The 26,859-nt window shown below is 58.9% G+C and carries 23 protein-coding genes; 14 read left to right on the top strand and 9 right to left on the bottom strand.

The features are described 5' to 3' along the window. Window positions 1-10: 10 nt before the first annotated feature. From ACUXAC_RS17030 to ACUXAC_RS17055, 6 genes are all read right to left on the bottom strand, one after another. Window positions 11-349 carry a cytochrome o ubiquinol oxidase subunit IV gene (locus tag ACUXAC_RS17030; RefSeq protein WP_159317702.1) on the bottom strand — a complete coding sequence of 113 codons (339 nt, stop codon included), beginning with the start codon at window positions 347-349 and terminating at the stop codon, window positions 11-13. Continuing rightward, window positions 349-963 (bottom strand): cytochrome o ubiquinol oxidase subunit III, encoded by a 615-nt coding sequence (locus tag ACUXAC_RS17035; protein ID WP_100396221.1) that lies wholly within the window; start codon window positions 961-963, stop codon window positions 349-351. The genes ACUXAC_RS17030 and ACUXAC_RS17035 overlap by 1 nt, the downstream gene beginning before the upstream one ends. Beyond that, window positions 953-2,944: a cytochrome o ubiquinol oxidase subunit I gene (gene cyoB / locus ACUXAC_RS17040; protein ID WP_033637313.1), complete on the bottom strand. Its 1,992-nt coding sequence runs from the start codon at window positions 2,942-2,944 to the stop codon at window positions 953-955. Before cyoB ends, ACUXAC_RS17035 begins: the two co-directional genes overlap by 11 nt. Before the next feature lie 3 nt (window positions 2,945-2,947). Then, entirely contained in the window at window positions 2,948-3,898 is a 951-nt protein-coding gene (cyoA, locus tag ACUXAC_RS17045) for a cytochrome o ubiquinol oxidase subunit II (protein ID WP_060423364.1), read from the bottom strand. A 440-nt stretch (window positions 3,899-4,338) separates the two neighbouring features. Further along, window positions 4,339-5,817, bottom strand: coding sequence for a muropeptide MFS transporter AmpG (ampG, locus tag ACUXAC_RS17050; protein ID WP_060423369.1), 1,479 nt, complete (start codon window positions 5,815-5,817; stop codon window positions 4,339-4,341). A gap of 51 nt (window positions 5,818-5,868) precedes the next feature. Then, entirely contained in the window at window positions 5,869-6,447 is a 579-nt protein-coding gene (locus ACUXAC_RS17055; protein WP_025160064.1) for a lipoprotein, read from the bottom strand. A gap of 314 nt (window positions 6,448-6,761) precedes the next feature. Here ACUXAC_RS17055 and bolA point away from each other — a divergent pair, with 314 nt between their 5' ends. The 9 genes from bolA to ACUXAC_RS17100 all read left to right on the top strand — a co-directional run bounded on the left by bolA (window position 6,762) and on the right by ACUXAC_RS17100 (window position 17,409). Further along, window positions 6,762-7,076 (top strand): transcriptional regulator BolA, encoded by a 315-nt coding sequence (bolA, locus tag ACUXAC_RS17060; protein WP_004940361.1) that lies wholly within the window; start codon window positions 6,762-6,764, stop codon window positions 7,074-7,076. 367 nt (window positions 7,077-7,443) lie between these two features. Beyond that, window positions 7,444-8,748, top strand: coding sequence for a trigger factor (tig, locus tag ACUXAC_RS17065; protein WP_004940358.1), 1,305 nt, complete (start codon window positions 7,444-7,446; stop codon window positions 8,746-8,748). A 438-nt stretch (window positions 8,749-9,186) separates the two neighbouring features. Then, entirely contained in the window at window positions 9,187-9,810 is a 624-nt protein-coding gene (gene clpP, locus ACUXAC_RS17070) for an ATP-dependent Clp endopeptidase proteolytic subunit ClpP (protein WP_004940356.1), read from the top strand. Between the two features lie 143 nt (window positions 9,811-9,953). Then, the gene (clpX, locus tag ACUXAC_RS17075; RefSeq protein ID WP_004940354.1) at window positions 9,954-11,225 is read left to right on the top strand and encodes an ATP-dependent protease ATP-binding subunit ClpX; all 1,272 of its coding nucleotides are present in this window, start codon (window positions 9,954-9,956) and stop codon (window positions 11,223-11,225) included. Window positions 11,226-11,419: 194 nt separating this feature from the next. Continuing rightward, window positions 11,420-13,774: an endopeptidase La gene (gene lon, locus ACUXAC_RS17080; RefSeq protein ID WP_019454189.1), complete on the top strand. Its 2,355-nt coding sequence runs from the start codon at window positions 11,420-11,422 to the stop codon at window positions 13,772-13,774. Window positions 13,775-13,990: 216 nt separating this feature from the next. Further along, complete coding sequence (gene hupB / locus ACUXAC_RS17085; RefSeq protein ID WP_004940351.1) at window positions 13,991-14,263, top strand: nucleoid-associated protein HU-beta; 273 nt, start codon at window positions 13,991-13,993, stop codon at window positions 14,261-14,263. Between the two features lie 178 nt (window positions 14,264-14,441). Next, window positions 14,442-16,325: a peptidylprolyl isomerase gene (gene ppiD / locus ACUXAC_RS17090; protein ID WP_454266790.1), complete on the top strand. Its 1,884-nt coding sequence runs from the start codon at window positions 14,442-14,444 to the stop codon at window positions 16,323-16,325. Window positions 16,326-16,463: 138 nt separating this feature from the next. Next, window positions 16,464-16,841 carry a ComEA family DNA-binding protein gene (locus ACUXAC_RS17095; RefSeq protein WP_197862295.1) on the top strand — a complete coding sequence of 126 codons (378 nt, stop codon included), beginning with the start codon at window positions 16,464-16,466 and terminating at the stop codon, window positions 16,839-16,841. Between the two features lie 154 nt (window positions 16,842-16,995). After that, window positions 16,996-17,409 (top strand): acyl-CoA thioesterase, encoded by a 414-nt coding sequence (locus ACUXAC_RS17100; protein WP_060423376.1) that lies wholly within the window; start codon window positions 16,996-16,998, stop codon window positions 17,407-17,409. A 35-nt stretch (window positions 17,410-17,444) separates the two neighbouring features. Here ACUXAC_RS17100 and queC read toward each other — a convergent pair whose 3' ends face one another. Further along, the gene (gene queC, locus ACUXAC_RS17105) at window positions 17,445-18,143 is read right to left on the bottom strand and encodes a 7-cyano-7-deazaguanine synthase QueC (RefSeq protein ID WP_087763283.1); all 699 of its coding nucleotides are present in this window, start codon (window positions 18,141-18,143) and stop codon (window positions 17,445-17,447) included. A 114-nt stretch (window positions 18,144-18,257) separates the two neighbouring features. Next, entirely contained in the window at window positions 18,258-19,973 is a 1,716-nt protein-coding gene (locus ACUXAC_RS17110) for an SgrR family transcriptional regulator (RefSeq protein ID WP_100396218.1), read from the bottom strand. Between the two features lie 104 nt (window positions 19,974-20,077). Here ACUXAC_RS17110 and cof point away from each other — a divergent pair, with 104 nt between their 5' ends. Further along, window positions 20,078-20,902, top strand: coding sequence for an HMP-PP phosphatase (gene cof, locus ACUXAC_RS17115; protein ID WP_033647299.1), 825 nt, complete (start codon window positions 20,078-20,080; stop codon window positions 20,900-20,902). Window positions 20,903-20,962: 60 nt separating this feature from the next. Here the strand turns inward: cof and ACUXAC_RS17120 are convergent, their stop codons facing one another. After that, window positions 20,963-22,003 carry a PLP-dependent cysteine synthase family protein gene (locus tag ACUXAC_RS17120; RefSeq protein ID WP_454266791.1) on the bottom strand — a complete coding sequence of 347 codons (1,041 nt, stop codon included), beginning with the start codon at window positions 22,001-22,003 and terminating at the stop codon, window positions 20,963-20,965. Between the two features lie 122 nt (window positions 22,004-22,125). Here ACUXAC_RS17120 and ACUXAC_RS17125 point away from each other — a divergent pair, with 122 nt between their 5' ends. The 4 genes from ACUXAC_RS17125 (at window position 22,126) to glnK (ending at window position 26,843) form a co-directional block, all read left to right on the top strand. Beyond that, window positions 22,126-22,587, top strand: coding sequence for an Lrp/AsnC family transcriptional regulator (locus tag ACUXAC_RS17125; RefSeq protein WP_004940330.1), 462 nt, complete (start codon window positions 22,126-22,128; stop codon window positions 22,585-22,587). Window positions 22,588-22,679: 92 nt separating this feature from the next. Beyond that, window positions 22,680-24,455 carry a multidrug efflux ABC transporter permease/ATP-binding subunit SmdA gene (gene smdA / locus ACUXAC_RS17130; RefSeq protein WP_454266792.1) on the top strand — a complete coding sequence of 592 codons (1,776 nt, stop codon included), beginning with the start codon at window positions 22,680-22,682 and terminating at the stop codon, window positions 24,453-24,455. Next, entirely contained in the window at window positions 24,448-26,226 is a 1,779-nt protein-coding gene (gene smdB, locus ACUXAC_RS17135; RefSeq protein ID WP_055312256.1) for a multidrug efflux ABC transporter permease/ATP-binding subunit SmdB, read from the top strand. The genes smdA and smdB overlap by 8 nt, the downstream gene beginning before the upstream one ends. Before the next feature lie 278 nt (window positions 26,227-26,504). Next, a complete protein-coding gene (gene glnK / locus ACUXAC_RS17140) occupies window positions 26,505-26,843 on the top strand; it encodes a P-II family nitrogen regulator (RefSeq protein WP_004940327.1) in 339 nt (112 codons plus the stop codon). Window positions 26,844-26,859: the final 16 nt, after the last annotated feature.

The following is a 26,859-nucleotide window of genomic DNA, read 5'->3' on the forward strand; positions in this document are numbered from 1 at the left end:
AGCTCAGCTCTTAATCGACCATCATATTGATGTTGAGGTTGTACATAATCCAGAGTGAACCTACAACAACGATACCGATGATCATAGCGGTGAACAGCAATGCCACCAGGTTCCAGCGCTCTTCCGATGAGGTGTTCATGTGCAGGAAGTAAACCAGGTGAACAACCACCTGGATAACCGCCATACCGACAACAACCGCCAGGATGGTGGAATGAGAGGCAGTGCCGTTCATTACCATCGCAAATGGAATTACCGTCAGGATGATCGACAGGATAAAGCCGACCAGGTATGACTTCACGCTGCCGTGGCTTGCGCCGCCGTGAGAGGTTTCATGGGATGAATGGCTCATTACATAACCCCCAGCAGGTAGACAACGGTAAATACGCAGATCCAGACCACGTCCAAGAAGTGCCAGAACAGGCTCAGGCACATCAGGCGGGTTTTGTTGGTCGCGGTCAGGCCGAACTTGCTCACCTGAATCATCATCACGATGATCCAAATCAGGCCGGAAGTTACGTGCAGACCGTGGGTGCCGACCAGCGCGAAGAAGCTGGACAGGAACGCGCTGCGATCCGGACCGAAGCCTTCGGCGATCAGGTGATGGAATTCATAGATTTCCATCGCCACAAAGCCCAGACCAAACAGGAAGGTCAGGAACAGCCAGGTGTTTACACCGCCAACTTTACCCTTGTTCATGGCGATCATCGCCATGCCGTAGGTGATGGAGCTGAACAACAGCAGGAAAGTTTCGACCAGGACAAACTTCAGGTCGAAGATGTCTTTGCCTGAGGGACCGCCGGCGGTCCCGTTCACCAGGACTGCATAAGTCGCGAACAAGCTCGCAAACAAAATACAGTCGCTCATCAGGTAGATCCAGAATCCGAAGACCTTGGTTCCACCCGCGTCGTGGTGCCCATGCTCTGCATGGGCTGCGTTATGATTGGTCAGAGTTTCAGTTGACATGGTTCACGCCTGCTTTACGGATTTGTTCGTAGTGTTGGTTCTCAATGCGCTCGATTTCATCAACCTGCACATAGTAGTCAACATCGTGATCGAAGCTCTTGCCGATCCAGACAACGATCATACCGATGAAGCCGGCCAGAGCCATCCACCAGATTTCCCAAATCATTGCGAAACCGAAGACCAGGCTGAAGAAGGCGATGATCACGCCGGCGCCGGTGTTCTTAGGCATATGAATCGGTTCGTATTTAGCCGGTTTCTTATACGCTTCGCCTTTTTCTTTCATGTCCCAGAATTCATCACGGTCATGAATCTGCGGCACTACGGCAAAGTTATAGAACGGCGGTGGAGACGAAGTTGACCACTCCAGAGTACGAGCGCCCCATGGGTCACCGGTCAGATCGCGGTTCTGTTCGCGGTCACGGATACTGACGAAGATCTGGATCAGCTGGCACAGGATGCCGCAGGCGATCAGCGCCGCACCGCCGGCTGCAACCAGCAGCAGAGGGTGGAACTCAGGGTTGATGTTCTGGCTGATACGACGGGTCATGCCCATAAAGCCCAATGCGTACAGCGGCATGAAGGCGGTGAAGAAGCCGATGATCCAGAACCAGAACGCGCGGATGCCCCATTTTTCGTTCAGCGTGAAGCCGAAGGATTTCGGGAACCAGTAGGTCAGGCCCGCGAAGCAACCGAACACCACGCCGCCGATGATGACGTTGTGGAAGTGAGCGATCAGGAACAGGCTGTTGTGCAGCACGAAGTTCGCGCCCGGCACCGCCAGCAGAACGCCGGTCATACCACCTACGGAGAAGGTGATGATGAAGCCAACGGTCCACAGCATCGCGGAGTTGAGTTTGATACGGCCCTGATACATGGTGAACAGCCAGTTGAAGATTTTCACCCCGGTCGGGATGGAAATGATCATGGTGGCGATACCGAAGAAGGCGTTAACGTTCGCGCCGGACCCCATGGTGAAGAAGTGGTGCAACCAGACGATGAACGACAGAACGGTGATCGCGATGGTTGCCCATACCAGTGAGGTATAGCCGAACAGGCGTTTTCTAGAGAAGGTCGCGGTGACTTCAGAGAACACGCCGAACACCGGCAGAACCAGGATATACACCTCTGGGTGACCCCAGGCCCAAATCAGGTTGATGTACATCATCATATTGCCGCCCATATCATTGGTGAAGAAATGGGTGCCCAGATAGCGATCCAGGGTCAGCAGCGCGATGGTGACGGTCAGAATTGGGAAAGAAACGATGATCAGGACGTTAGTACACAGGGCCGCCCAAGTGAACACCGGCATCTTCATCATAGGCATGCCAGGGGCACGCATCTTCAGAATGGTGGCGAAGAAGTTCACGCCGGTCAGCAGGGTACCCAGACCGGAAATCTGCAGACTCCAGATCCAGTAATCGACCCCGACGCCAGGACTGTACTCTTTACCGGACAGCGGCGGATACGCCAGCCAACCGGTCTGAGCGAACTCACCGACCCCCAGGGAGATGTTGATCAGCACAACGCCCACCACGAAGAACCAGAAGCTCAGGGAGTTCAGGAACGGGAAGGCGACGTCGCGCGCACCGATTTGCAGCGGCACCACGACGTTCATCAGGCCGACTACGAAAGGCATCGCCATGAAGAAGATCATGATAACGCCGTGCGCGGTGAAGATCTGGTCGTAGTGGTGCGGTGGCAGGAACCCGGCTTCGCCGGCGGACGCCAACGCCTGCTGGCTACGCATCATGATGGCGTCGGCGAAGCCGCGCAGCAGCATGACCATCGCCACGATGATGTACATGATACCAATTTTTTTATGGTCGACCGAAGTCAGCCATTCGCTCCACAGCCACTTCCATTTGCCGAAATATGTCAGCAGCGCCAGCACTGCCAGGCCCCCGACAATAATTGCGGCTACGGTGACCATGATGATCGGTTCGTGGTACGGAACCGCATCAAGTGTTAATTTTCCCAACATCAGTTATTCCTCGGCTCCGGCGTGAGCAGCATGTTCACCCATGTCCATACCTTGGCTCATGTCCATGCCTTCGTGCGCGCCAGCGCCCTTGTGCATATCCATGTCGCCCATGAATTTGGCAATTGTTTCTTTGAACAAATTCGGTTTGACAGCGGCAAAGTACTCAACCGGGTTGTTTTCACTCGGCTCTGCCAGTTTGTTAAAGTCGTCGGTGGTGTTCAGGTTTTTAGACGATGCCTTCACCTTGGCCACCCACTGATCGAAGTCGCCTTCGGTCGGGGTAACGATCGCGGTGAATTTCATACCGGAGAAGCCTGCGCCGCTGTAGCTGCTGGAGATGCCCTTGTAGGCACCGGCTTCGTTGCCGATCAGGTGCAGTTTGGTCTGCATGCCGGCCATCGCATAAATCTGTCCACCCAACTGCGGGATAAAGAACGAGTTCATTACCGAGTTAGAGGTGATCTTGAATTCGACTGGAACATCTTTCGGGAAAGCCAGCTCATTAACGGTCGCAATGCCTTGTTCCGGGTAGATGAACAGCCATTTCCAGTCGAGCGACACCACTTCGATCGTCATCGGCTTCTTGTCGGTGACAATCGGCTTGAACGGGTCGAGTTCGTGGGTAGTCTTCCAGGTAATGGTGCCAAGGATGGCGATGATAATGATAGGAATGGTCCAGACGACCGCTTCGATCTTGTTGGAGTGGGCCCAGTTCGGACTGTACTTGGCGTCTTTGTTGGAAGAACGATACTTCCAGGCAAAGGCGAACGCCATGAAGATAACTGGCACCACCACGATCAACATCAACGCGATTGCAGTGATAATCAGTGTCCGTTGCTCAACACCAATTGCTCCTTTGGGATTCATCAAAACCATATCGCAGCCACTGAGCAATACAGTGCCTGCGATTAATGACAGCATCCCAATACTTTTATTGTATTTCTTAAGTCTCATCTAACGACCTCAATAACAAAGGCTCAATTGTCGTTTCATGTGTGCGGGCATTTTACGGGAAGGTTGCAGTACTGTAAACATGCTTAAGGGAGTGTCAGCGGCTTGTTGACACTTTCTGTTAAGGGGGTCACAGATGTAACCCTGCGTGACAATTTACCAATGACAACAACGCGTTGGCACGCTGAATCGTGACGAGCAGCCCGTATGTTAAGGAAAACTAAAGGTATGATGAATTTGGCGAAGAAATGCGCGGCGGGGAAATACGCAGAAAAGGTTTATTTAATGTAAAATAATTGTGTCTTAAAGGTGAATTTAATTTTATTTCCGAGTGCGGCAGTCGGATAAAAAAATAATTTCCGCGTCGATTATCTTTTTTTACCAAAATAAATATACCCGCGGATCGCTTTTTTTTCGGCCGGCGAAATCGCCGGCCGGTCAGATTATGCCAAACGGGTGCGGCGCAGGGCCAGGTAGTCCAGCGCGCTGCCCATCGCGACGCCGAGCAGGCTCAGCGCGGCGCCGACCTGCAGCAGCCGATCGGCCAACAGCGGTGCCTGCGTCCAGTCCAGCGCATTGGCGATCAGCAACAGCAACCACAGGCCCAACAGCGAACAGCCCAGCGTCAGCAGGCGCAGCGCCCAGCGGTAAGATCCGGAAAACTCGGTGCGCGGCATAAAGTCGCCATGTTGCTGGGTGTGTTCCAGCGTCTGGCGGCAGATGCCGAGCAGCAGCAAGCCGGGCAGGGCGGCGGCGATAGAGAACAGGTAGAACAACGGCCAGCCGTGGGCTTCGACGAACCAGCCGGCGATCGGGCCGACATAGACGCGCCCCACGGCGGACAGCGCCGACAGCAGCGCGAACTGGGTGGCGGAGAACGAACGGTTGCACAGCGTCATCAGCAGCGCTACGAAGGCCGCGGTGCCCATGCCGCCGCACAGGTTTTCGAGGAAGATGGCGCTGCCCATGGTGAGCAGGCTCTTGTCGGTCACCGCCAGGATCCAATACCCGAGGTTGGAGACCGCCTGCAGGACGCCGAACAGCATCAGTGCGCGGAACAGGGTGAGACGCTGCATCAGCACGCCGCCGAACAGGGCGCCGACGATGGTGGCGAACAGGCCGAGCGTTTTGTTGACCAGCCCGACTTCACCGGCGTCGAACCCCACGCCGCGGATCAGGAACGTGGTGCTCAGGCTGCCGGCGAAGGCGTCGCCCATTTTGTACATCACGATCAGCAGCAGGATCAGCCAAGCGTTGTTGCGGCCGAAGAAATCACGCAGCGGCGCGACGACCGCCTGTTCCATGGTGCGCGGCGCCGGGATGCTTTCATCCGGCTCCGGCGCCATCAGCGTGGCAGCCACGCCGATCAGCATCAATCCGGCCATCAGCCAGTAGGTGGCCTGCCAGCCGAAATAGCGATCCGCCAGCCACAGCGCCAGGCCGCCGGAAACCAGCATCGCCAGCCGGTAGCCCAGCACCGAGATCGCCGCACCCGCCCCGCGCTCTTCGGCTTTCAGCAGGTCGGTTTTATAAGCGTCGAACACGATATCTTGCGAGGCGGAGCAGAACGCCACCAGCACCGCCAACGCCGCCAGCCACCACAGGTGCTGCGCGGGCTGCATGAAGCCCATCGCCACGATCGCCGCCACCAGCAGCAGCTGGCTGATCAGCAGCCAACCGCGCCGCCGCCCGAGAAACGGCGGGGTATAGCGGTCCATGAACGGCGACCAGAGGAATTTGAAGACGTAGGCCTGGCCCACCAGCGAGAAAATGCCGATGGTCTTCAGATCGATATTTTCGACGGTCATCCAGGCTTGCAGCGTGCCGGAGGTCAATGCCAGCGGCAGACCCGACGCGAAGCCCAGCAGCAGCAGAATGGCGGAGTTACGCTGGGTGAAGATGTTCAGATAGTGTTTCGACATGAGTTCCCTGTCTGCGCCGCCCGATCCGCCGGGCGGCGCAAGGCGCGTCGATTAGCGCGCGTTTTGCTTGATAAAGTCGTTGACGCTGGTGTCCTGCGCCATGTCGGCGATCACGTCGCCCAGCACGGAGTTGACGGCGTCGGTGATCTTCTCGTTGGTGGCCGTGAAGGCGCCCTGCACGTTATACGTCGAGCGGTAATTTTTCACCTGCTTGTTGCCGTTCTTCGCCTGGGCGATGATCGAGATGTCGGCTTTGGTGGTGATGTTGTAGCGCAGGTTCCCTTCGGAAACGTCCGCGTACAGGTTATTGACGACGATCTGCAGCGCCACCGGGCCGTCGGCGCCGATCATGTAGCCGCGAGCGCCCATCTGTTTCTCCAGCACTTCCTGCAGCAGGAAACGCAGATCGCGCGATGGCGTCAGCGTGACCAGTTGGCCGTCGCGATTCACCTTGGCCAGCGCCTGATCGGTGCGCTGATCCGCGCCGTTGATGCTGATGGTGATGCCCTGCAGGGTAGGATCCTGCTGCGGCAGAACGATTTTCGGCGTGACGTTCAGGGTGTTGCTGCTGGTCGCGCAACCGGCCAGCAGCAGGGCGGCCAGCAAAGGAAGACAAAGTTTCTTTAACATGCTTTCTGTCTCATTCTCGATGGATTTAGCAATAATCAGAGCGGGATAGCCGACAACAAATTGCCGACATCATAGCATCGCCGCCGTGCGGTGGAAGCGCGGAAGGCGCCTGAGTGACAAATTTTTACCTGCCGTTGATAAAAACACGCTTTTTTGGCCCGCTCAATCGGATAATCCCCCAAGCGGCGGGGATGACGCTCATCATCTGACCGCAGAAAAGAGAAATTTGTCCCGGTGATGGTCTAAACGGGGGAAAACCGGCTAATATTGAACTAGATGGGCACGGTCCTCTGCCGGTGTTGTAAGGAGATCCTATGATTCGCGAGCAAATAGAAGCAAAGTTAAGGGCGGCGTTTGAGCCCGCGTATCTGGAAGTCGTTGATGAAAGCTATCGTCATAACGTTCCGGCGGGTTCAGAAAGTCATTTCAAAGTGGTATTGGTCAGCGATCGCTTCGTCGGCGAACGGTTTTTGACGCGTCACCGCTCTATCTACGGCGTACTGTCGGAAGAACTGGCCGATGGCGTACACGCGCTGGCGCTGCACACCTATACGCTCAAAGAGTGGGAAGGATTGCAGGATACCGTGCCGGCCTCGCCGCCGTGCCGCGGCGCCGGGACGCTGGCCTGAGGGGGAAATTTTCAGGTATCAGTGGAACTTTGCCCTCGAATTAGGGTATTACTACTGACGAATTTTGAAACGGCCTGCGGGCCGTTTCTGTTTTTGACGACGACACGGCCGACGCGCAATATGGCCAACGTTCGGTCTGTTTTGGCGGCCTTTTGGCGATTGAATCGGTAAAAGTGTGAGTTTTAGCGCGCCTGCGCCGCCTAGCTTTCCTCGACTCGCCATGCATGCGCCGCTATAATGTCGCGTCTTATTTTTCCGGAATGGTTTCGGGACGCTTCTGTCATCAGGGAACTCGGTTCTTATTTGTAGCCGTCCTGGTTCTTGGAACGGAGTTGACCGAGCACTGTGATTTTTTTGAGGTAACAAGATGCAAGTTTCAGTAGAAACCACTCAAGGCCTTGGGCGCCGTCTCTCTATTACTGTACCGGCTGATACTATCAAGCAGGCGGTGAAGAAAGAGCTGATCAACGCAGCGAAAAGCGTGCGTATCGACGGCTTCCGCAAAGGCAAAGTGCCGATGAACATCGTGGAACAGCGTTACGGCGCCTCTGTTCGTCAGGACGTGCTGGGCGAAGCGATGCAGCGCAGCTTCGTTGACGCGATCATCAAAGAAAAGATTAATCCGGCCGGTGCACCAAACTACGTGCCGGGCGAGTACAAAGAAGGTGAAGACTTCACTTTCGCCGTTGAATTCGAAGTGTATCCAGAAGTTGAGCTGAAAGGCCTGGAAAACATCGAAGTTGAAAAACCAGTGGTTGAAGTGAACGACGAAGACGTCGACGCGATGCTGGACACTCTGCGCAAGCAGCAGGCGACCTGGAAAGAAACCGATCGCGCAGCGGAAGCTGAAGATCGCGTGACCGTTGACTTCACCGGTTCTATCGACGGTGAAGAGTTCGAAGGCGGCAAAGCGTCCGACTTCGTACTGGCAATGGGCCAGGGCCGCATGATCCCAGGCTTCGAAGAAGGCCTGGTCGGTCACAAAGCGGGCGAAGAGTTCTCCATCGACGTGAACTTCCCAGAAGATTACCACGCGGAAAACCTGAAGGGCAAAGCGGCCAAGTTCGCTATCGTGCTGAAGAAAGTTGAAGAGCGCGAGCTGCCGGAACTGACCGAAGAGTTCATCAAGCGTTTCGGCGTGGCGGACGGTTCCGTTGCCGGCCTGCGCACCGAAGTTCGCAAGAACATGGAGCGCGAGCTGAAAGGCGCCGTGCGTAACCGCATCAAGTCTCAGGCGATCGACGGTCTGGTGAGCGCGAACGAAATCGACGTGCCTGCTGCCCTGATCGACGGCGAAATCGACGTACTGCGTCGTCAGGCTGCACAGCGTTTCGGCGGCAACGAGAAGCAAGCGCTGGAACTGCCACGCGAGCTGTTCGAAGAGCAAGCGAAACGCCGCGTAGTGGTTGGCCTGCTGCTGGGCGAAGTGATCAGCACCAACGATCTGAAAGCTGACGAAGACCGCGTGAAGACGCTGATCGAAGAAATGGCTTCTGCCTACGAAGATCCGAGCGAAGTCATCGAGTTCTACAGCAAAAACAAAGAGCTGATGAACAACATGCGCAACGTGGCTCTGGAAGAGCAAGCGGTTGAAGCCCTGCTGGCAAAAGCGAAAGTGACTGAAAAAGCCACTACCTTCAGCGAGCTGATGAACCAGACTCAACAGGCGTAATGCCGGCGTGCCGGGCGCGATGAACGGCGCCCCCGGTTTCGCCTGGCGAACCGGCGCACGATGAAAAAGCCCGCAACCTCAGGTTGCGGGCTTTTCTTTTTGCCACGTTGCTGATTAATCTCAGGTTAAGCGGGGCAATATGCACTATATTTACCCTGTTGCCTGGGGAACTGGCTGGCATGATAACGGTCAGAATAACGGCATCGTTTTCGGCGCGCGGAGAAAATCGGCCTCTGGGCTTGAAATCGCGCCGGGATCCCCCAATCTGTTAAGAATAATTCTGGGGCTGTTTGCCAAAGTGCGCGGGATGAAATAACCGTCGGGTACGTGTGGCGCGGGTCGAATGCTTGAGCATAGTCATCATGGCCGTTCTCAAGTAGAATCGGCGTATTAGGGTGATACCCTGGCCGCCAAGGCAATTTCTATTAGGAGACGGTAATGTCATACAGTGGCGAACGAGATCAATTTGCACCGAACATGGCGCTGGTGCCGATGGTGGTAGAGCAGACTTCACGCGGGGAGCGTTCTTACGACATCTATTCCCGCCTGCTGAAAGAGCGCATCATTTTCCTGACCGGCCAGGTGGAAGATCACATGGCCAACCTGATCGTGGCGCAAATGCTGTTCCTCGAAGCGGAAAGCCCGGAAAAAGACATTTACCTCTACATCAACTCGCCGGGTGGGGTAATTACCGCGGGCATGTCGATTTACGACACCATGAAGTTCATCAAGCCGGACGTCAGCACCATCTGTATGGGCCAGGCGTGCTCGATGGGCTCCTTCCTGCTGACCGCGGGTGCCAAAGGCAAACGTTTCTGCCTGCCTAACTCGCGCGTGATGATTCACCAGCCGCTGGGCGGCTACCAGGGCCAGGCGACGGACATCGAAATCCATGCGCGTGAAATCCTTAAGGTGAAAGCGCGCATGAACGAACTGATGGCCGAGCATACCGGCCAGCCGCTGGAGCAGATCGAGCGCGACACCGAGCGCGATCGCTTTATGACCGCGGAAGAAGCCGTGGAATACGGCCTGGTTGACGGCATTCTGACACACCGCAGCTAGAACCACGCGGCGCCGATGGACTATAGTAATCAGAGTGGGCAGGGGCTCGCTCTGTTGTGGCCCCTCGGCGTTCCCGATATGAGTTTGGGCGCACTGCCGCCGTGATTTTCCTGCGGGACAAGACTAAAGAAGAGGTTTGACTGATGACAGATAAGCGCAAAGACGGTTCAGGAAAGCTGCTGTACTGCTCTTTTTGCGGCAAAAGCCAGCATGAAGTGCGTAAGCTGATTGCCGGGCCGTCAGTGTATATCTGCGATGAATGTGTCGATCTGTGTAACGACATTATTCGCGAAGAGATTAAAGAAGTTGCCCCGCATCGTGAGCGCAGTGCGCTGCCGACGCCGCACGAAATTCGCCACCACCTGGATGACTACGTCATCGGCCAGGAGCAGGCGAAGAAAGTGCTGGCGGTTGCGGTGTACAACCACTACAAACGCCTGCGCAACGGCGATACCAGCAACGGTATCGAGTTAGGCAAGAGCAACATCTTGCTGATTGGCCCGACCGGCAGCGGTAAAACCCTGCTGGCGGAAACGCTGGCGCGCTTCCTGGACGTGCCGTTCACCATGGCCGACGCCACCACGCTGACCGAAGCCGGTTACGTGGGCGAGGACGTGGAAAATATTATCCAGAAGCTGTTGCAAAAATGTGACTATGACGTGCAGAAAGCGCAGCGCGGCATCGTTTATATCGATGAAATCGATAAGATTTCCCGCAAGTCCGATAACCCGTCGATCACGCGTGACGTCTCGGGTGAAGGCGTGCAGCAGGCGCTGCTGAAGCTGATTGAAGGCACCATCGCCGCGGTTCCGCCGCAGGGTGGGCGCAAGCATCCGCAACAGGAGTTCCTGCAGGTTGATACCTCCAAGATCCTGTTTATCTGCGGCGGCGCTTTCGCCGGCCTGGATAAGGTGATCGGTCAGCGCGTCAACACCGGCTCCGGCATCGGCTTCGGCGCGACCGTCAAGGGCGAGTCCGAGAAGGCGACCGAGGGCGAACTGCTGCTGCAGGCCGAACCGGAAGATTTGATCAAGTTCGGTCTGATCCCAGAGTTCATCGGCCGTCTGCCGGTGGTGGCGACACTGAGCGAGCTGAGCGAAGATGCGCTGATTCAGATCCTGAAAGAGCCGAAGAACGCCCTGACCAAGCAGTATCAGGCGCTGTTCAATCTGGAAGGCGTGGAGCTGGAGTTCCGCGACGAAGCGCTGAACGCCATCGCCAAGAAAGCCATGGCGCGCAAAACCGGCGCCCGCGGCCTGCGTTCCATCGTGGAAGGCGCGCTGCTCGACACCATGTACGATCTGCCGTCGATGGACAGCGTAGACAAAGTGGTGATCGACGAGTCGGTCATCGCCGGCCAATCCAAGCCGCTGCTGATTTACGGCAAGCCGGAAGCCCAGGCATCTGGCGAATAATTAGCCAGTTAAACCAGAGCGTTATCAGCAAAATGGGGGATTTCATCCCCCATTTCTTTTTCCTGCATTCTTGCCGTTGAATGTAAGAGATTCATCCCCATATACTCATTAACCAGATTTTATGAAACGTTAGATGCTTGCGTCTCATGAGATTCCCCCTCAACCTGGCGGAAATTAAACTAAGAGAGAGCTCTATGAACCCTGAGCGTTCCGAACGCATTGAAATCCCCGTCCTGCCATTGCGCGACGTGGTGGTTTATCCGCACATGGTGATCCCGTTATTTGTTGGCCGGGAAAAATCGATTCGGTGCCTCGAAGCCGCAATGGATCACGATAAGAAGATCATGCTGGTGGCACAGAAAGAGGCCTCAACGGATGAACCTGGCATTAACGACTTGTTCTCGGTTGGCACCGTAGCGTCGATCCTGCAGATGTTGAAGCTGCCGGACGGCACGGTAAAAGTGCTGGTCGAGGGGCTGCAGCGCGCACGCATCACTACGCTGTCCGACAGCGGTGAGCATTTTGCCGCGCAGGCGGAATACCTTGAGTCGCCAGCGATCGACGAGCGCGAGCAGGAAGTGCTGGTGCGCACCGCGATCAATCAGTTTGAAGGCTATATCAAGCTGAACAAAAAAATCCCGCCGGAGGTGCTGACTTCACTGAACAGCATCGACGACGCCGCGCGCCTGGCGGACACCATCGCTGCCCATATGCCGCTGAAACTCAGCGACAAGCAGTCGGTGCTCGAGATGTCCGACATCACCGAGCGTCTGGAATACCTGATGGCGATGATGGAGTCGGAGATCGACCTGCTGCAGGTCGAGAAACGCATCCGCAACCGCGTCAAGAAGCAGATGGAGAAGAGCCAGCGCGAGTACTATCTGAATGAGCAGATGAAGGCGATTCAGAAAGAGTTGGGCGAGATGGACGACGCCCCGGACGAGCACGAAGCGCTGAAGCGCAAGATCGATGCGGCGAAGATGCCGAAAGAGGCGCGCGAGAAAACCGAAGCGGAACTGCAGAAGCTGAAGATGATGTCGCCGATGTCAGCGGAAGCGACCGTGGTGCGCGGCTACATCGACTGGATGCTGCAGGTGCCGTGGAATGCGCGTAGCAAGGTGAAAAAAGACCTGGTCAAGGCGCAGGAAGTGCTCGATACCGATCACTACGGCCTGGAGCGCGTCAAGGATCGCATCCTCGAGTACCTCGCGGTACAGAGCCGCGTCAGCAAAATCAAGGGGCCGATCCTGTGTCTGGTGGGGCCGCCGGGCGTGGGTAAAACCTCGCTGGGGCAGTCGATCGCCAAAGCGACCGGCCGCCAGTACGTGCGCATGGCGCTGGGCGGCGTGCGTGACGAAGCGGAAATCCGCGGTCACCGCCGTACCTACATCGGTTCGATGCCGGGCAAACTGATCCAGAAGATGGCCAAGGTTGGGGTGAAGAACCCGCTGTTCCTGCTGGATGAGATCGACAAGATGTCTTCCGACATGCGCGGCGATCCGGCCTCCGCTCTGCTGGAGGTGCTGGATCCGGAACAGAACGTGGCGTTCAACGACCACTACCTGGAAGTGGATTACGATCTGTCCGACGTGATGTTCGTCGCCACCTCGAACTCGATGAACATTCCTGCGCCGCTGCTGGACCGTATGGAAGTGATCCGCCTGTCGGGTTACACCGAGGACGAGAAGCTCAACATTGCCAAGCAGCACCTGCTGCCGAAGCAGCTTGAGCGCAACGCGCTGAAAAAAGGCGAGCTGACGGTCGACGACAGCGCCATCATCGGTATCATTCGCTTCTACACCCGCGAAGCCGGGGTGCGTAGCCTGGAGCGTGAAATCTCCAAGCTGTGCCGTAAAGCGGTGAAAACGCTGCTGATGGACAAGAAGCGCAAGCATATCGAGATCAACGGCGACAACCTGAAGGATTACCTGGGCGTGCAGCGCGTCGATTACGGCCGTGCGGATACCGAAAACCGCGTGGGCGAAGTCACCGGGCTGGCGTGGACGGAAGTGGGCGGCGATCTGCTGACCATCGAAACCGCCTGCGTGCCGGGCAAAGGCAAGCTGACCTACACCGGTTCTCTGGGTGAAGTGATGCAGGAATCGATTCAGGCGGCGCTGACCGTGGTGCGCGCGCGCGCGGAGAAATTGGGCATCAACGCCGATTTCTACGAGAAACGCGACATCCACGTGCACGTGCCGGAAGGGGCGACGCCGAAAGACGGCCCGAGCGCCGGTATCGCGATGTGCACCGCGCTGGTCTCCTGTCTGACCGGCAACCCGGTACGCGCCGATGTGGCGATGACCGGCGAGATCACGCTGCGCGGCCAGGTATTGCCGATCGGCGGCCTGAAAGAGAAGCTGTTGGCGGCGCATCGCGGCGGCATCAAAACCGTGCTGATCCCTTACGAGAACAAGCGCGATCTGGAAGAGATCCCGGACAATGTTATCGCCGATCTGGAGATTCATCCGGTGCAGCGAATCGATGAAGTTTTGAACATTGCGTTGCAAAACCCGGCCTTCGGCGCACTGCCGGTAGCGGCAAAATAGTGACGAATCGCAAAAACCATTGATAAAACTTATACTGGCAAGCCATTTCGGACTTGCCAGTATTTTTTTGTACCGCTAAGTTAGATCTCTGTCGGCCCGCGTTTTGCCACCCAGTCGGTGGCTTGCTAAGGCTCGATGGGATTGATATAACAGCTGCGCTGTCGCAACCGTAGGGATTTTTCGGTGCGACGATAGAATTCTAGAGGGGATGATAGAGTGAATAAGTCACAACTGATCGACAAGATTGCCGCAGGTGCTGATATTTCCAAAGCGGCAGCGGGACGTGCTTTAGACGCAGTAATCGCTTCCGTTACCGACTCTCTGAAAGCAGGGGATGACGTGGCTCTGGTAGGTTTCGGTTCCTTCACCGTGCGTGAACGTTCGGCTCGTACCGGCCGCAACCCGCAGACCGGTAAAGAGATCAAAATCGCGGCAGCCAAAGTACCGGCCTTCCGTGCAGGGAAAGCGCTGAAAGACGCTGTAAACTGATTTAGCGTCTAACCGTTTAGCGTAACAGGGTTTTGTAATAAACAATCACCTGACGCAGCGGTGCTGGTAAGGTAAGATACAAGGCGCATCGGACTGATGCGCTTTTTTTATTTTTGTCGCAGGGAACGCGCCTGCACAAGGGTTGTTAATCCACATCACAGCGGAGTGTTGTCACACTATGATGGACAATTTACGCGCGGCTGCTAATCACGTCGTGCTCAAAATCATCCTGGCCCTGATCATCCTGTCATTCGTTCTGACCGGGGTGGGTAACTACCTGATCGGCGGCTCCGGCGATTATGCTGCGAAAGTAAATGGTCAGACGATCGAACGCGCTCAGCTGGAACAGGCTTTCCAAAGCGAGCGTAGCCGCATGCAGCAGCAGCTGGGTGACCAGTTCTCCGCGCTGGCCGGCAACGAAGGCTACATGCAGCAGATGCGCCGTCAGGTGTTGTCCCAGTTGATCGACAACATGCTGCTCGACCAGTACGCCAAGAAGCTGGGCCTGGCGGTCAGCGACGATCAGATCAAGGACGCCATCCGCAAGGCGCCTTACTTCCAGACCAACGGCCAGTTCGATAACGCCAAATACCTCGACCTGATCGGCCGCATGGGCTACACCGCCGACAACTTCGCGCAGTCGATGCGCCAGCAGCTGGTCAATCAGCAGCTGATTCAGGCCTTCGGCGAGTCCGGTTTCGTGCTGCCGTCCGAATCGCAAGCCATGGCGGCGCTGGTGCTGCAGGAGCGCGACGTGCGCCTGGCGACCATCGATCTGAAGGCGCTGCAGGCGAAACAGAGCGCTGGTGACGACGAACTGAAGGCGTATTACGATCAGAACAAAAACAGCTTCATCGCACCAGAGCAGGTGAAGGTGAGCTATATCCCGCTGGACGCCGCGTCCATGCAGGACAAGGTGAAAGTGAGCGAAGAAGACATCAGCGCTTACTACGACCAGCACAAGAGCAGCTACGGCCAGCCGGAGCGTAAGAACTACAGCGTGATCCAGCTGAAAACCGAGGCGGAAGCCAACGCCGTGCTGGACGAGCTGAAGAAGGGCGCCGATTTCGCCACCCTGGCGAAAGAGAAATCCACCGATATCATCTCACGCCGCACCGGCGGCGAGCTGGGCTGGCTGGAGCCGGAAACCACCGCCGACGAGCTGAAGCAGGCTAACCTGACCGAGAAAGGGCAGCTGTCCGGCGTGGTGAAATCTTCCGTCGGCTTCCTGATCGTGCGTTTGAATGATATCGAACCTGAGAAAGTGAAGCCGCTGAGCGAAGTGCATGACGCCATCGCCAAGCAGGTGCAGCAGGAGAAAGCGGTAGACGCGTATTACGCGCTGCAGCAGAAGGTGAGCGAAGCGGCGACCAGCGACAACGAATCTCTGGCCTCGGCTGAAGAAGCGGCCGGCGTGAAAGCGGCGCAAAGCGACTGGTTCACCCGTGACAACATTCCTGCCGCGCTGAACTTCAAGCCGGTCGTGCAGGCGATCTTCGACGGCTCGCTGATCGGCGAGAACGGCGCGCCGGGCAGCAACTCCGACGTGATCACCGTAGATGGCGACCGCGCCTTCGTGGTGCGCGTGAGCGACCATAAGCCGGAAGGTATCGAACCATTCGACCAGGTGAAAGACCGCGTGGCCGAGCTGGTGAAGCGCAACAAAGCGGTGCAGGAAGCGAAACTGCAGGGCGAGAAGCTGCTGGTTGAGCTGAAGCAGGGCAAGGGCGACGAGGCGATGAAAGCCGCCGGCCTGAGCTTTGGCGCCGTGCAGAAGATGGCGCGCGCGCCGGAAGACAGCCAGCTGGTGGAGAGCGTGTTCGCGCTGCCGCACCCGCAGGACGGCAAACCGGTGTACGGCATGTCGCAGGATCGCCAGGACAACGTGGTGCTGATCGCGCTCGATGCGGTGAAGCCAGGCACGCTGCCGGAAGACGAAATGAAAACCTTCGTCGGCAAGATGGAAGAGGGCGCGACCGGCGTTTCCTTCGATTCGCTGCTGGCGAGCCTGCGTAAAGAAGCCAAGATCAAAATGGGCGCCGCTGAGCAACAGCCTCAGTAATCGCCGCATTTTTCTGCAACGCAGTGCAACAAACAAAGGCCGCTTTCGCGGCCTTTTCCACATCTGATATCCGCCGATTGCTGAATATTCGCCGCCGCGGCAAGGTAGCCGTGCTGTCACACACAAGGAGGATACAGCATGCAACATACAGAGAAAAAAGCGTTATCAGGTTACCGTCATCACGTCAAAGCTGCGCTCACCGCGCTGCTTTTGTGCCTGGCGGGGCCGGCCGCCGCGGTGGATAAAGCCGAGGCGCCGGCACCCATGCTCTCAGCACCGGCGAGCAATGGCGGGCAATCGGTGATGACCAAGACAGCCGAGGAGGCGGTCAGCATCAATCAGGCCACCGCCGAACAGCTGGCCGCCGCCTTGAGCGGCGTCGGTTTGAAGAAGGCGGAAGGCATCGTGCGCTACCGCGAGCAGAACGGGCCGTTCACCCAGGTTGAGCAGTTGCAGGAGGTGCCGGGCATCGGGCCGGCGCTGTTTGAGAAGAACCGCACCCGGCTGAAAATGTGATCCCGGTCGCGGCTGCGTGGCAAAATGCCGCTGAGGCCGTCACTCCTCTGCTACATTTTACAGGTCTTACCAGTTTGGCGCGTTGACCAAACGGGCGAGGGAGCCGCTGCGGCTCCCTCTTTCTGTAATCACCAGGCAGGAGCGATCGTTCCCTATGCAAACCTTTATCAAAGTTCGCGGTTATCACCTTGATGTTTACCAGCACGTTAACAACGCCCGCTATCTGGAGTTTCTGGAAGAGGCGCGCTGGGAATGGCTGGAGAACGAGGCCGGGTTCCGCTGGATGACGGAAAACAACATCGCTTTCATCGTGGTGAACATCAATATCAATTACCGCAGCCCGGCGGTATTGGGGGATAAGCTGCGTATCGACAGCCAGATGGTGCAGCTCAATGGCAAGAGCGGGGTGCTGAGCCAAAAGGTGACGCAGGATCCGGCGGGGACGCCGGTGGCTGACGCGCTGCTGACTTTCGTGTGCGTCGATCTGAAAACGCAGCGTGCGCTGCCGATCGAAGGAGAATTGCGCGAGCGCCTGGAGGCGCTCACGCCGAAGGATAATCTGCAGTAAGCTCACGGGCGGCAGAGGCTGCCGCCGTCACTGCCTCAGACCAGAGCGGCCTTCTGTTTCAACGCCGCCATCACTTCCGCCTGGTTGGCCCGGTACTGCATCAGGCCATTGGCGCGCAGGTTGCAGGCGGCACATTCGCCGCAGCCGTCACCCTTGATGCCGTTGTAGCAGGTCAGCGTATCCTGGCGCACGCGATCCAGCTGGTGGTAATAATCCGCCAGCGCCCAGGTCTCGGCCTTGTTTAGCCACATCAGCGGCGTTTCGAAGCGGATATCGCGGGCGATGCCCAGCGTCACCGCCTTGTTCAACGCTTTAACAAACTCGTCGCGGCAATCCGGATAGCCGGAGAAATCGGTTTCACACACGCCGGTGATCACCGCTTCCGCTTCCACCTGGTAGGCGTAGATCGCCGCCAGCGTCAGGAACAGGATGTTGCGGCCCGGCACGAAGGTGCTCGGCAGCGCATTTTTCTGATTGGGATCGTAGGCGGGAACCGGAATATTGTCGCGCGTCAGGCTGCTGACGGCCAGCTCATTGAGCAGCGTTACGTCCAGCACTTTGTGTGCCTTGGCGCCGAGGGCGACCGACAGCTCTTGAGCCACTTCAATCTCGGCGCGATGGCGCTGGCCGTAATCGAACGTGACGCAGTGAACTTCATCATACTGTTGCAATGCCTGGATCAAGCAGGTCGTGGAGTCTTGTCCACCGCTGAAAACGACAACCGCGCGCTTCATAAAATCACCTTTTTGGGCTTTGGCCTCTCCCGATACACATTCGGGCGGCAGGATAAAATTGCGTTGCGGCGACAATAGTAGCAGAAAGGGCCGCCAGGCGCAGGGCGGTTCGGCTCAGGCCGGTGCGCTGTCCACCGGCGGCGGCAGCCACGCCTGGCAAAAATCGAACCAGCCGTGGGCGGTTAGCGTGACGCCATGCATGCGCGGCGGCGCGCTGATCTGATACTGGTAGTGAAACAGCGGCGTGATGATGGCGGCGGCCATCAGCCGTTGATAATAAGCCTGCAGCTGTGCGAAGCGCGGTTGCTGCGCCTGCAGCTGCTGGATCTGTCGCAGCGTGTCCTGCTGCTGCTGCCAGCGGCTTTCCGTCAGGATACCGCGCCACAGCGTATCCTGCCGCAGCCAGCTCTCCAGCGTCGCCTCCGGCGCTTCACCGATCAGGTTGTCTGCCAGCAGCAGGTCGGCCTGGGCGATCTGCGCCTCGCTTTGCCAGCGTTTACCGGCGTAGTAACGCACCTCCAGCTCGCAGCCGTGCTGCGCCAGCAGCCGCTGCAGCGCGACCGTCACCGTTTCCAGCTCGACCGGCGGCCGATACAGCAGCGTCAGCCGGGCGGGCAGGGTGACATCTTCCTCAATCCGTTGGCTGGGAATACGCCAGCCGGGCAGCATTTCATGGCTGGGGGTGATCACGCTGTTGGGAATAGGTAGACGGCTCAGCAGGCCGGACTGCTGGATCAGCATCAGCAGCTTTTGCCCCTGGGCTTCGCTCAGCACGCCGTGGCGCAGGTTCAGCGCCAGATAACACCAGCCCAGGCTCATGCTGCGCTGCACCGGCCTGGCCTGCGCCAAATCGTCTTGCTGACCGATGGTGATGCGCACCGGATGCTGGCAACTGGTGTCGGCGCCGGCGGTGGGCAGGTCGGGGGTGATCCAGTACTCGATGGTGTCCAGATACGGGTGCTGCAGATGGTAACCGGCGTGCTGTTCCAGCCGCACTAGCTGCGGTTCATTCAGCGCCAGCTTGAACGGGCCGGCGCCGATGCCCGGCAGCTCCGGGTGGGTCATCAGGCAAGGCAGCTCCGCCAGCCGGTGAGCCAGCCAATAGTCCGCCAGGTGCAGATCGAACTGGATGCACAGCGGATGCGGCAGGCTGATGTGCGCGACGTTGGCCAGGCTGGGTTGGCTGCGCGGGTGGCGCTGCAGTTTTTCCAGCGTTTGCAGCAGCTGTTGGCCGGTCAGCGGTTCACCGTTATGCCAGCGCAGCTGACTGCGCAGAAAGAAGCGCCAGCGCAGGCCGTGCTCGCCAATTTGCCAGTGGTGCGCCAGATCGGGCTGCGGTTCCGGGTTACCGGTCATCAGGCGCGTCAGCCCGGCATGCAGGGTCGATACCAGATGTTGCTCGGCGCGGCCGGTCAGCGTGAGTGGGTCGAGCGCTTCCAGCGTGCGGTAATAGGGAATGCGCAGCGTCGGGCTGCCGGCCTGCCATTGACCGCCGAGGTGCGGGCTGAGCAGATCCTGCAGGTGCTGCGGATCGAGCTGCGCCATCTCCAGCGCCCCCTGATGGTTGCCCTGTTGCAGCAGCTGTTGCAGCAGCTGCGCGCGCAGTTCATCCGGGGTTTTCAGGCAATGCAGGCGGGCGCGTTTGCCGCGGCCGGGCTGCGAATGCCAGCTCAGCCAGCCCTGATCCTGCAGCTGTTGCACCAGCGTGCGGGCGTGCCGTTCGCTGCAGTAGAACATCGCCGCCAGCTCGCCGATGGTCACGGCGACCGGCGCGCTGCCGAGCTGTTGGTACAGGCGTTGATATTGGCTGAGACGGTGAACCAGGCGCATGGGCAGAAATCCGGAACAGTTTTCTCAAATTGTTCACTATTACTTCCGCAAATACCATCCCATACTGCACGGATTGTAATCGCGTTCACATTCAAGAGGTCTTTATGTATCGCCTGGCAGCTTTCGATATGGACGGCACGCTGTTGATGCCGGATCACCGGGTTGGCCCGGAAACGCTGGCGGTGCTGAACCAGCTGGTGGAGCGGGAAATGGTGGTGACGTTCGCCACCGGGCGGCACTACCTCGACGCGCAGCCGATCATGGCGCAGCTGGGGCTGCAGGGTTACCTGATCACCGGCAACGGCACGCGAGTGTATGACAACCGCGGCCAACAGCTGCACGCCACCGATTTGCCGGCGGCGGTCGCCGAAGAGGTGCTGCATCATCATTGGCGCACCCGCGCCAGCATGCATGTGTTCCGCGATGAAGGTTGGCTGACCGAGTTTCCCGTGCCGGAAGAGATGCTGCGGGCGCACCACCTGAGCGGCTTTCGTTTTCAGCTGGCTGACGTGCGCCGCCTGCCGGCGTTCGGCAACAGCAAGGTGTGCTTTGTCGCGCCGCACGAGGAGCTGCTGGCGTTGCAGGTGCAGCTGCGGGCACAGCTGGGCGACGAGGCAGACCTGTGCTTTTCCGCTTACGACTGTCTGGAAGTGCTGCCGCTCGGTTGCAACAAAGGCACGGCGCTGGACCGGCTGAGCCGTCATCTGGGGCTGACGATGGCCGACTGCATGGCGTTCGGCGACGCGATGAACGACAAAGAGATGCTGGGGGCGGTGGGGCACGGCGTGGTGATGGGCAACGCCCTGCCGCAGCTGAAATCCCTGCTGCCGCAGCTACCGGTTATCGGCCATTGCCAGCAACAGGCGGTGGCCCACTATTTACAACATTGGCTGCGTTCACCTTGCCTCACCTATTCCCCCGAAGAATGAGGTTCTCCTTACAGCCGGCCGGGTATGACTACCCGGCTTTTTTTTATCCGGAGCCTGGCGTTACAAATCCGCCAGCTGCGCCAGATACGGCTGCAGATCGCCGATGTTGTTGCTGACCCATTCCGGGTTGTAATAGGTATCCAGATAACGCTCGCCGTTGTCGCACAGCAGGGTGACGATCGACCCTTGCTCGCCGTTTTCCCGCATCTGTTTCGCCAGCTGCAGCGCACCCCAGACGTTGGTGCCGGTGGAGGCGCCAACCTTGCGGCCTAACACGCCTTCCAGCCAGTGAATGGTGGCGACGCTGGCGGCATCCGGCACCCGCAGCATGTTGTCGACCACCGACGGGATGAACGACGGCTCGGCGCGCGGGCGGCCGATGCCTTCGATACGGCTGCCGCAGCTGCCGATCAGGGTGCGATCGCCGTGGTGGAAGCAGTCATAGAACACCGAATTTTCCGGATCGACCACCGTCAATTGGGTGTCGTGCCCCTGATAGCGGATGTAGCGCCCCAGCGTAGCGGAGGTGCCGCCGGTGCCGGCGCTCATCACGATGTGTTTCGGCACCGGGAAAGGTTCGCGTGCCATCTGGCGGAAGATGCTGTCGGCGATGTTGTTGTTGCCGCGCCAGTCGGTGGCGCGTTCGGCATAGGTGAACTGATCCATATAGTGGCCGTTCAGCTCTTTCGCCAGCTGTTCGGAGGCGGCGTAGATCTGGGCGGCGTGATCGACGAAGTGACAGCGGCCGCCGTAAAAGGCGATCTGCTCCACCTTGCGGCGCGCGGTGCAGGATGGCATCACCGCGATGAACGGCAGGCCGATCAGACGAGCGAAGTAGGCTTCGGACACCGCGGTGCTGCCGGAAGAGGCCTCGATGATGGTGGTGTTCTCGGTGATCCAGCCGTTGCACAGGCCATAAAGGAACAGCGAGCGCGCCAGGCGGTGTTTCAGGCTGCCGGTCGGGTGGGTGCTCTCGTCCTTCAAATACAGGCAGATGCCTGGAAACGCCGGCAGGTTCAGGCGAATCAGGTGCGTATCGGCGGAGCGCTGAAAATCCGCTTCTATTTCACCGATAGCATATTTTACCCAAGAGTTTGTCATGATTTGGCCTCAAAATAGGGGGCTGGTTTATGGCGTAGCATAGCCTGTCGGCAGGAAAAAAGGATTGCCATTTCCCCTGTTTAATCGCCTAATGAGAGAAAATTTTTCTCCTGGTGGCCGCTATGTTAGATAAAACAGACCGTAAGCTGCTGTGCATGCTGCAGCAAGATTGCACCCAGTCGCTGCAGGCGCTGGCCGATGCGGTCAATTTGACCTCGACGCCGTGCTGGAAACGGCTGAAGCGCCTGGAAGACGAGGGCTATATCCGCGGCCGGGTGGCGCTGCTGGATAACGAAAAGCTCGGCCTGGGGTTGACGGCGTTCGTGCTGATCAAGACCCAGCAGCACAGCAGCGAGTGGTATCAGGCGTTTGTGCAACTGACCAGCCAGATGCCCGAGGTGCTGGCGTTCTACCGCATGGCGGGGGAGTACGACTATCTGATGCAGGTCGAAGTGGCAGACATGAAAAGCTACGACGGCTTTTATAAGCGCCTGGTGAACGGCGTCCCGGGCCTCATCGATGTCACCTCAAGCTTTGCCATGGAAAAAATCAAATACACCACCGCGCTGCCGGTGCCGGAGTGAAAAGTTCACCGGACGGGCGGCTCAACGGTGGTATCCTGCTCTACTGAAGCAGAAAAAGAGACAAATCCCATAAAACCCTGGAATCAAACTGCGTGAGATTATTTGCTCAAATCGGCTGGTACTTCCGCCGGGAGTGGCGCCGCTACCTCGGGGCGGTGGTGCTGCTGATCGTCATCGCCATCCTGCAACTGCTGCCGCCTAAGCTGGTCGGTATCATCGTGGACGGCGTCACCGAAAAACAAATGTCTACCGGCGTGCTGATGGCCTGGCTCGGGCTGATGATCGGCACCGCGATCGTCGTTTACCTGCTGCGCTATGTGTGGCGGGTGTTGTTGTTCGGCGCCTCCTACCAACTGGCGGTTGAGCTGCGCGAAAACTTTTACCGCCAACTCAGCCGGCAAAATCCGGCGTTCTACCTGCGCCACCGCACCGGCGATCTGATGGCGCGCGCTACCAACGACGTGGACCGCGTGGTGTTCGCCGCCGGCGAAGGCGTGCTGACGCTGGTGGACTCGCTGGTGATGGGACTGGTGGTGCTGGTGGTGATGAGCACCCAAATCAGCTGGCAGCTGACGGTGCTGGCGTTGATCCCGATGCCGCTGATGGCGATCGCCATCAAATATTACGGCGACCAGCTGCACCAGCGCTTTAAATCGGCGCAGGCGGCGTTTTCCAGCCTGAACGATCAGGCGCAGGAAAGCATGACCAGCATCCGCATGATCAAGGCCTTTGGGCTGGAAGATCACCAATCCAACCGCTTCGCCGAGGTGGCGGCGCAGACCGGCGCCAAGAACATGCACGTGGCGCGGGTGGATGCGCGCTTCGATCCGACCATTTATATCGCCATCGGCGCCTCTAACCTGCTGGCCATCGGCGGCGGCAGCTGGATGGTGGTGAACGAGTCGCTGACGCTCGGGCAGCTGACCAGCTTTGTGATGTATCTCGGCTTGATGATCTGGCCGATGCTGGCGCTGGCCTGGATGTTCAACATCGTCGAACGCGGCAGCGCGGCCTACAGCCGCATCCGCAGCCTGCTCGACGAGGCGCCGGCGGTGCAGGACGGCCCGCAGGCGTTGCCGGCCGGCCGCGGCGTGCTGGACGTGGATATCCGCGCGTTCCACTACCCGGAAAACCCGCATCCGGCGCTGCATGACGTGGCGCTGACGCTGAAGCCGGGGCAGATGCTGGGGCTGTGCGGGCCGACCGGTGCCGGCAAGTCGACGCTGTTGTCGCTGATCCAGCGCCAGTTCGACGTCGACCAAGGGCAGATCCGCTATCACGGCCTGCCGTTGCCGCAGGTCAAACTCGACGACTGGCGTTCGCGGCTGTCGGTGGTGAGCCAGACGCCGTTCCTGTTCTCCGATACCGTGGCGAACAACATTGCGCTGGGCCATCCGGGGGCGACGCAGGCGCAGATCGAACAGGCGGCGCGGTTGGCCAGCGTCCATGAGGACATTCTGCGGCTGCCACAGGGCTATGACACCGAAGTGGGCGAACGCGGCGTGATGCTGTCGGGCGGGCAGAAACAGCGTATCTCCATTGCGCGTGCGCTGCTGCTGGATGCGGAGATCCTGATCCTCGACGACGCGCTGTCGGCGGTGGACGGCCGTACCGAACACCAGATCCTGCACAACCTGCGCAGCTGGGGGCAAGATCGCACGGTGATCATCAGCGCGCACCGGCTGTCGGCCTTGACCGAAGCCAGCGAGATCCTGGTGATGCAGCACGGCGGCGTTGCGCAGCGCGGCGATCCGGTGGCGCTGGCGGCGCAGCCGGGCTGGTATCGCGATATGTACCGTTATCAGCAGCTGGAAGCGGCGCTGGATGAAGCGCCGGAAAACGGCGAGGAGGCGTTGGCCGATGAATAAAGTGCAAAAGCTGTGGCCGACGCTGAAGCGGCTGCTGGCCTATGGCTCGCCGTACCGCAAACCGCTGGGGCTGGCGGTGCTGATGCTGTGGATAGCGGCGGCGGCGGAAGTCGCCGGGCCGATCCTGGTGAGCTATTTTATCGATAATTACGTCGCCAAAGGGCAACTGCCGCTGACGATCGTCGGTGGGCTGGCGGCGGCTTACATTCTGCTGGAGCTGCTGGCGGCGGCGCTGCACTACTTCCAGGCGCTGCTGTTCAACCAGGCGGCGGTGGGGGTGGTCCAGCGGCTGCGCACCGACGTGATGGACGCCGCGCTGCGCCAGCCGCTCAGCGCCTTCGACACGCAGCCGGTCGGGCAATTGATCTCGCGCGTCACCAACGACACCGAGGTGATCAAGGATCTGTACGTGATGGTGGTCTCCACGGTGCTGAAAAGCGCCGCGCTGATCGGTGCCATGCTGGTGGCGATGTTCAGCCTCGACTGGCGCATGGCGCTGGTGGCGGTCTGCATCTTCCCGGCGGTGTTTGTGGTGATGGGCATCTATCAATACTACAGCACGCCGATCGTGCGCCGGGTGCGCAGCTATCTGGCGGACATCAACGACGGTTTCAACGAAGTGATCAACGGCATGGGCGTGATTCAGCAGTTCCGCCAGCAGGTGCGCTTCGGTGAACGCATGAGCGCCGCCAGTCAGTCGCACTATCTGGCGCGCATGCAGACCCTGCGGCTCGACGGTTTCCTGCTGCGACCGCTGCTCAGCCTGTTTTCGGCGCTGGTGCTGTGCGGGCTGCTGATGCTGTTCGGCTTCAGCGGCGAGGGGGTGATTGGCGTCGGCGTGCTCTATGCCTTCATCAACTACCTGGGGCGCCTGAACGAACCGCTGATCGAGCTCACGTCGCAGCAGTCGATCCTGCAGCAGGCGGTGGTGGCCGGTGAACGCATTTTCGAGCTGATGGATCGCAGCCAGCAGAGTTACGGCGCCGACGATCGTCCGCTGGCCGGTGGCCGCATCGACATCACCGATCTGAGCTTCGCTTACCGCGCGGACAAAAAGGTGCTGCAGCACATTTCGCTGGCGGTGCCTTCGCGCGGTTTCGTGGCGCTGGTTGGGCATACCGGCAGCGGTAAGAGCACCTTGGCCAACCTGCTGATGGGCTATTACCCGGTCAGCGAGGGGGAAGTGCGTCTCGATGGCCGCCCGATCTCCAGCCTGTCGCACCGCACGCTGCGCCAGGGCGTGGCGATGGTGCAGCAGGATCCGGTGGTGATCGCCGATTCGGTGCTGGCCAACGTTACGTTGGGGCGCAACATCGAGGAAGACGCCGTGTGGCAGGCGCTGGAAACGGTGCAGCTGGCGAGTCTGGTGCGCGGCTTCCCGCAGGGTATTCACACCCGGCTGGGAGAGCAGGGCAATAACCTGTCCGTCGGGCAGAAACAGCTGCTGGCGATGGCGCGGGTCTTGGTGCAGGCGCCGCAGATCCTGATCCTCGACGAGGCGACCGCCAATATCGACTCGGGCACCGAACAGGCGATCCAGCGCGCGCTGCGTGCGATCCGCGAGCACACCACGCTGGTGGTGATCGCCCACCGGCTGTCGACCATCGTCGATGCCGATTCCATCCTGGTGCTGCATCGCGGCCAGGCGGTAGAGCAGGGCAACCATCAGCAGCTGCTGGCGCAGCAGGGGCGCTACTACCAGATGTACCAGCTGCAGCTGGCGGGCGAGCAGCTGGCGGAAGCGGTGCGCGAAGAGAGCCAACCCGCCTGAGCATGGGCCGCGATCGCGGCCCTTCTTTTTTTCCCACGCACCACAAGCAGGCAACCCGCCTGCGCCATGCCCCCTTTCTGCACTTTTTCGACGCGATGCGCACCAAATCAGTGCGCGATATTTAATCAATTCAGGGTATCGGTATGGCGCCGCGGTCTGATGGTGCCCGCGTTCCCGCTAATCCGCTGAATCGTCATGCAAAATCAAATCTGGCACAGGCCTTGCTACATATGACGCGTACCAGGGGTGAGTTTGGGTTTAATTCGTGGAGGGGCAATATGAAGCTGGTGACCGTGGTAATCAAACCGTTCAAGCTGGAGGACGTGCGCGAGGCTCTGTCCTCCGTGGGCATTCAGGGGTTGACCGTAACCGAAGTGAAGGGCTTTGGCCGCCAGAAGGGGCACGCCGAGCTGTATCGCGGCGCCGAATATAACGTCAACTTCCTGCCCAAGGTCAAAATCGACATCGCCATCGCTGACGATCAGTTGGATGAAGTGGTTGATGTGATTAGCAAAGCCGCCTACACCGGCAAAATCGGCGACGGCAAAATTTTCGTTGCCGAGTTGCAACGCGTGATCCGCATTCGCACCGGCGAAACCGACGAATCGGCACTGTAACCGCGAACTCAGCTAA

This window comes from Serratia sp. 121840015-1, assembly GCF_053627655.1.

What these genes read in the sequence shown, in the direction of transcription:
- ACUXAC_RS17030 (WP_159317702.1), bottom strand. Translation starts at nt 349, where the DNA reads ATGAGCCATTCATCCCATGAAACCTCTCACGGCGGCGCAAGCCACGGC.
- ACUXAC_RS17035 (WP_100396221.1), bottom strand. Translation starts at nt 963, where the DNA reads ATGTCAACTGAAACTCTGACCAATCATAACGCAGCCCATGCAGAGCAT.
- cyoB (WP_033637313.1), bottom strand. Translation starts at nt 2,944, where the DNA reads ATGTTGGGAAAATTAACACTTGATGCGGTTCCGTACCACGAACCGATC.
- cyoA (WP_060423364.1), bottom strand. Translation starts at nt 3,898, where the DNA reads ATGAGACTTAAGAAATACAATAAAAGTATTGGGATGCTGTCATTAATC.
- ampG (WP_060423369.1), bottom strand. Translation starts at nt 5,817, where the DNA reads ATGTCGAAACACTATCTGAACATCTTCACCCAGCGTAACTCCGCCATT.
- ACUXAC_RS17055 (WP_025160064.1), bottom strand. Translation starts at nt 6,447, where the DNA reads ATGTTAAAGAAACTTTGTCTTCCTTTGCTGGCCGCCCTGCTGCTGGCC.
- bolA (WP_004940361.1), top strand. Translation starts at nt 6,762, where the DNA reads ATGATTCGCGAGCAAATAGAAGCAAAGTTAAGGGCGGCGTTTGAGCCC.
- tig (WP_004940358.1), top strand. Translation starts at nt 7,444, where the DNA reads ATGCAAGTTTCAGTAGAAACCACTCAAGGCCTTGGGCGCCGTCTCTCT.
- clpP (WP_004940356.1), top strand. Translation starts at nt 9,187, where the DNA reads ATGTCATACAGTGGCGAACGAGATCAATTTGCACCGAACATGGCGCTG.
- clpX (WP_004940354.1), top strand. Translation starts at nt 9,954, where the DNA reads ATGACAGATAAGCGCAAAGACGGTTCAGGAAAGCTGCTGTACTGCTCT.
- lon (WP_019454189.1), top strand. Translation starts at nt 11,420, where the DNA reads ATGAACCCTGAGCGTTCCGAACGCATTGAAATCCCCGTCCTGCCATTG.
- ppiD (WP_454266790.1), top strand. Translation starts at nt 14,442, where the DNA reads ATGATGGACAATTTACGCGCGGCTGCTAATCACGTCGTGCTCAAAATC.
- ACUXAC_RS17095 (WP_197862295.1), top strand. Translation starts at nt 16,464, where the DNA reads ATGCAACATACAGAGAAAAAAGCGTTATCAGGTTACCGTCATCACGTC.
- ACUXAC_RS17100 (WP_060423376.1), top strand. Translation starts at nt 16,996, where the DNA reads ATGCAAACCTTTATCAAAGTTCGCGGTTATCACCTTGATGTTTACCAG.
- queC (WP_087763283.1), bottom strand. Translation starts at nt 18,143, where the DNA reads ATGAAGCGCGCGGTTGTCGTTTTCAGCGGTGGACAAGACTCCACGACC.
- ACUXAC_RS17110 (WP_100396218.1), bottom strand. Translation starts at nt 19,973, where the DNA reads ATGCGCCTGGTTCACCGTCTCAGCCAATATCAACGCCTGTACCAACAG.
- cof (WP_033647299.1), top strand. Translation starts at nt 20,078, where the DNA reads ATGTATCGCCTGGCAGCTTTCGATATGGACGGCACGCTGTTGATGCCG.
- ACUXAC_RS17120 (WP_454266791.1), bottom strand. Translation starts at nt 22,003, where the DNA reads ATGACAAACTCTTGGGTAAAATATGCTATCGGTGAAATAGAAGCGGAT.
- ACUXAC_RS17125 (WP_004940330.1), top strand. Translation starts at nt 22,126, where the DNA reads ATGTTAGATAAAACAGACCGTAAGCTGCTGTGCATGCTGCAGCAAGAT.
- smdB (WP_055312256.1), top strand. Translation starts at nt 24,448, where the DNA reads ATGAATAAAGTGCAAAAGCTGTGGCCGACGCTGAAGCGGCTGCTGGCC.
- glnK (WP_004940327.1), top strand. Translation starts at nt 26,505, where the DNA reads ATGAAGCTGGTGACCGTGGTAATCAAACCGTTCAAGCTGGAGGACGTG.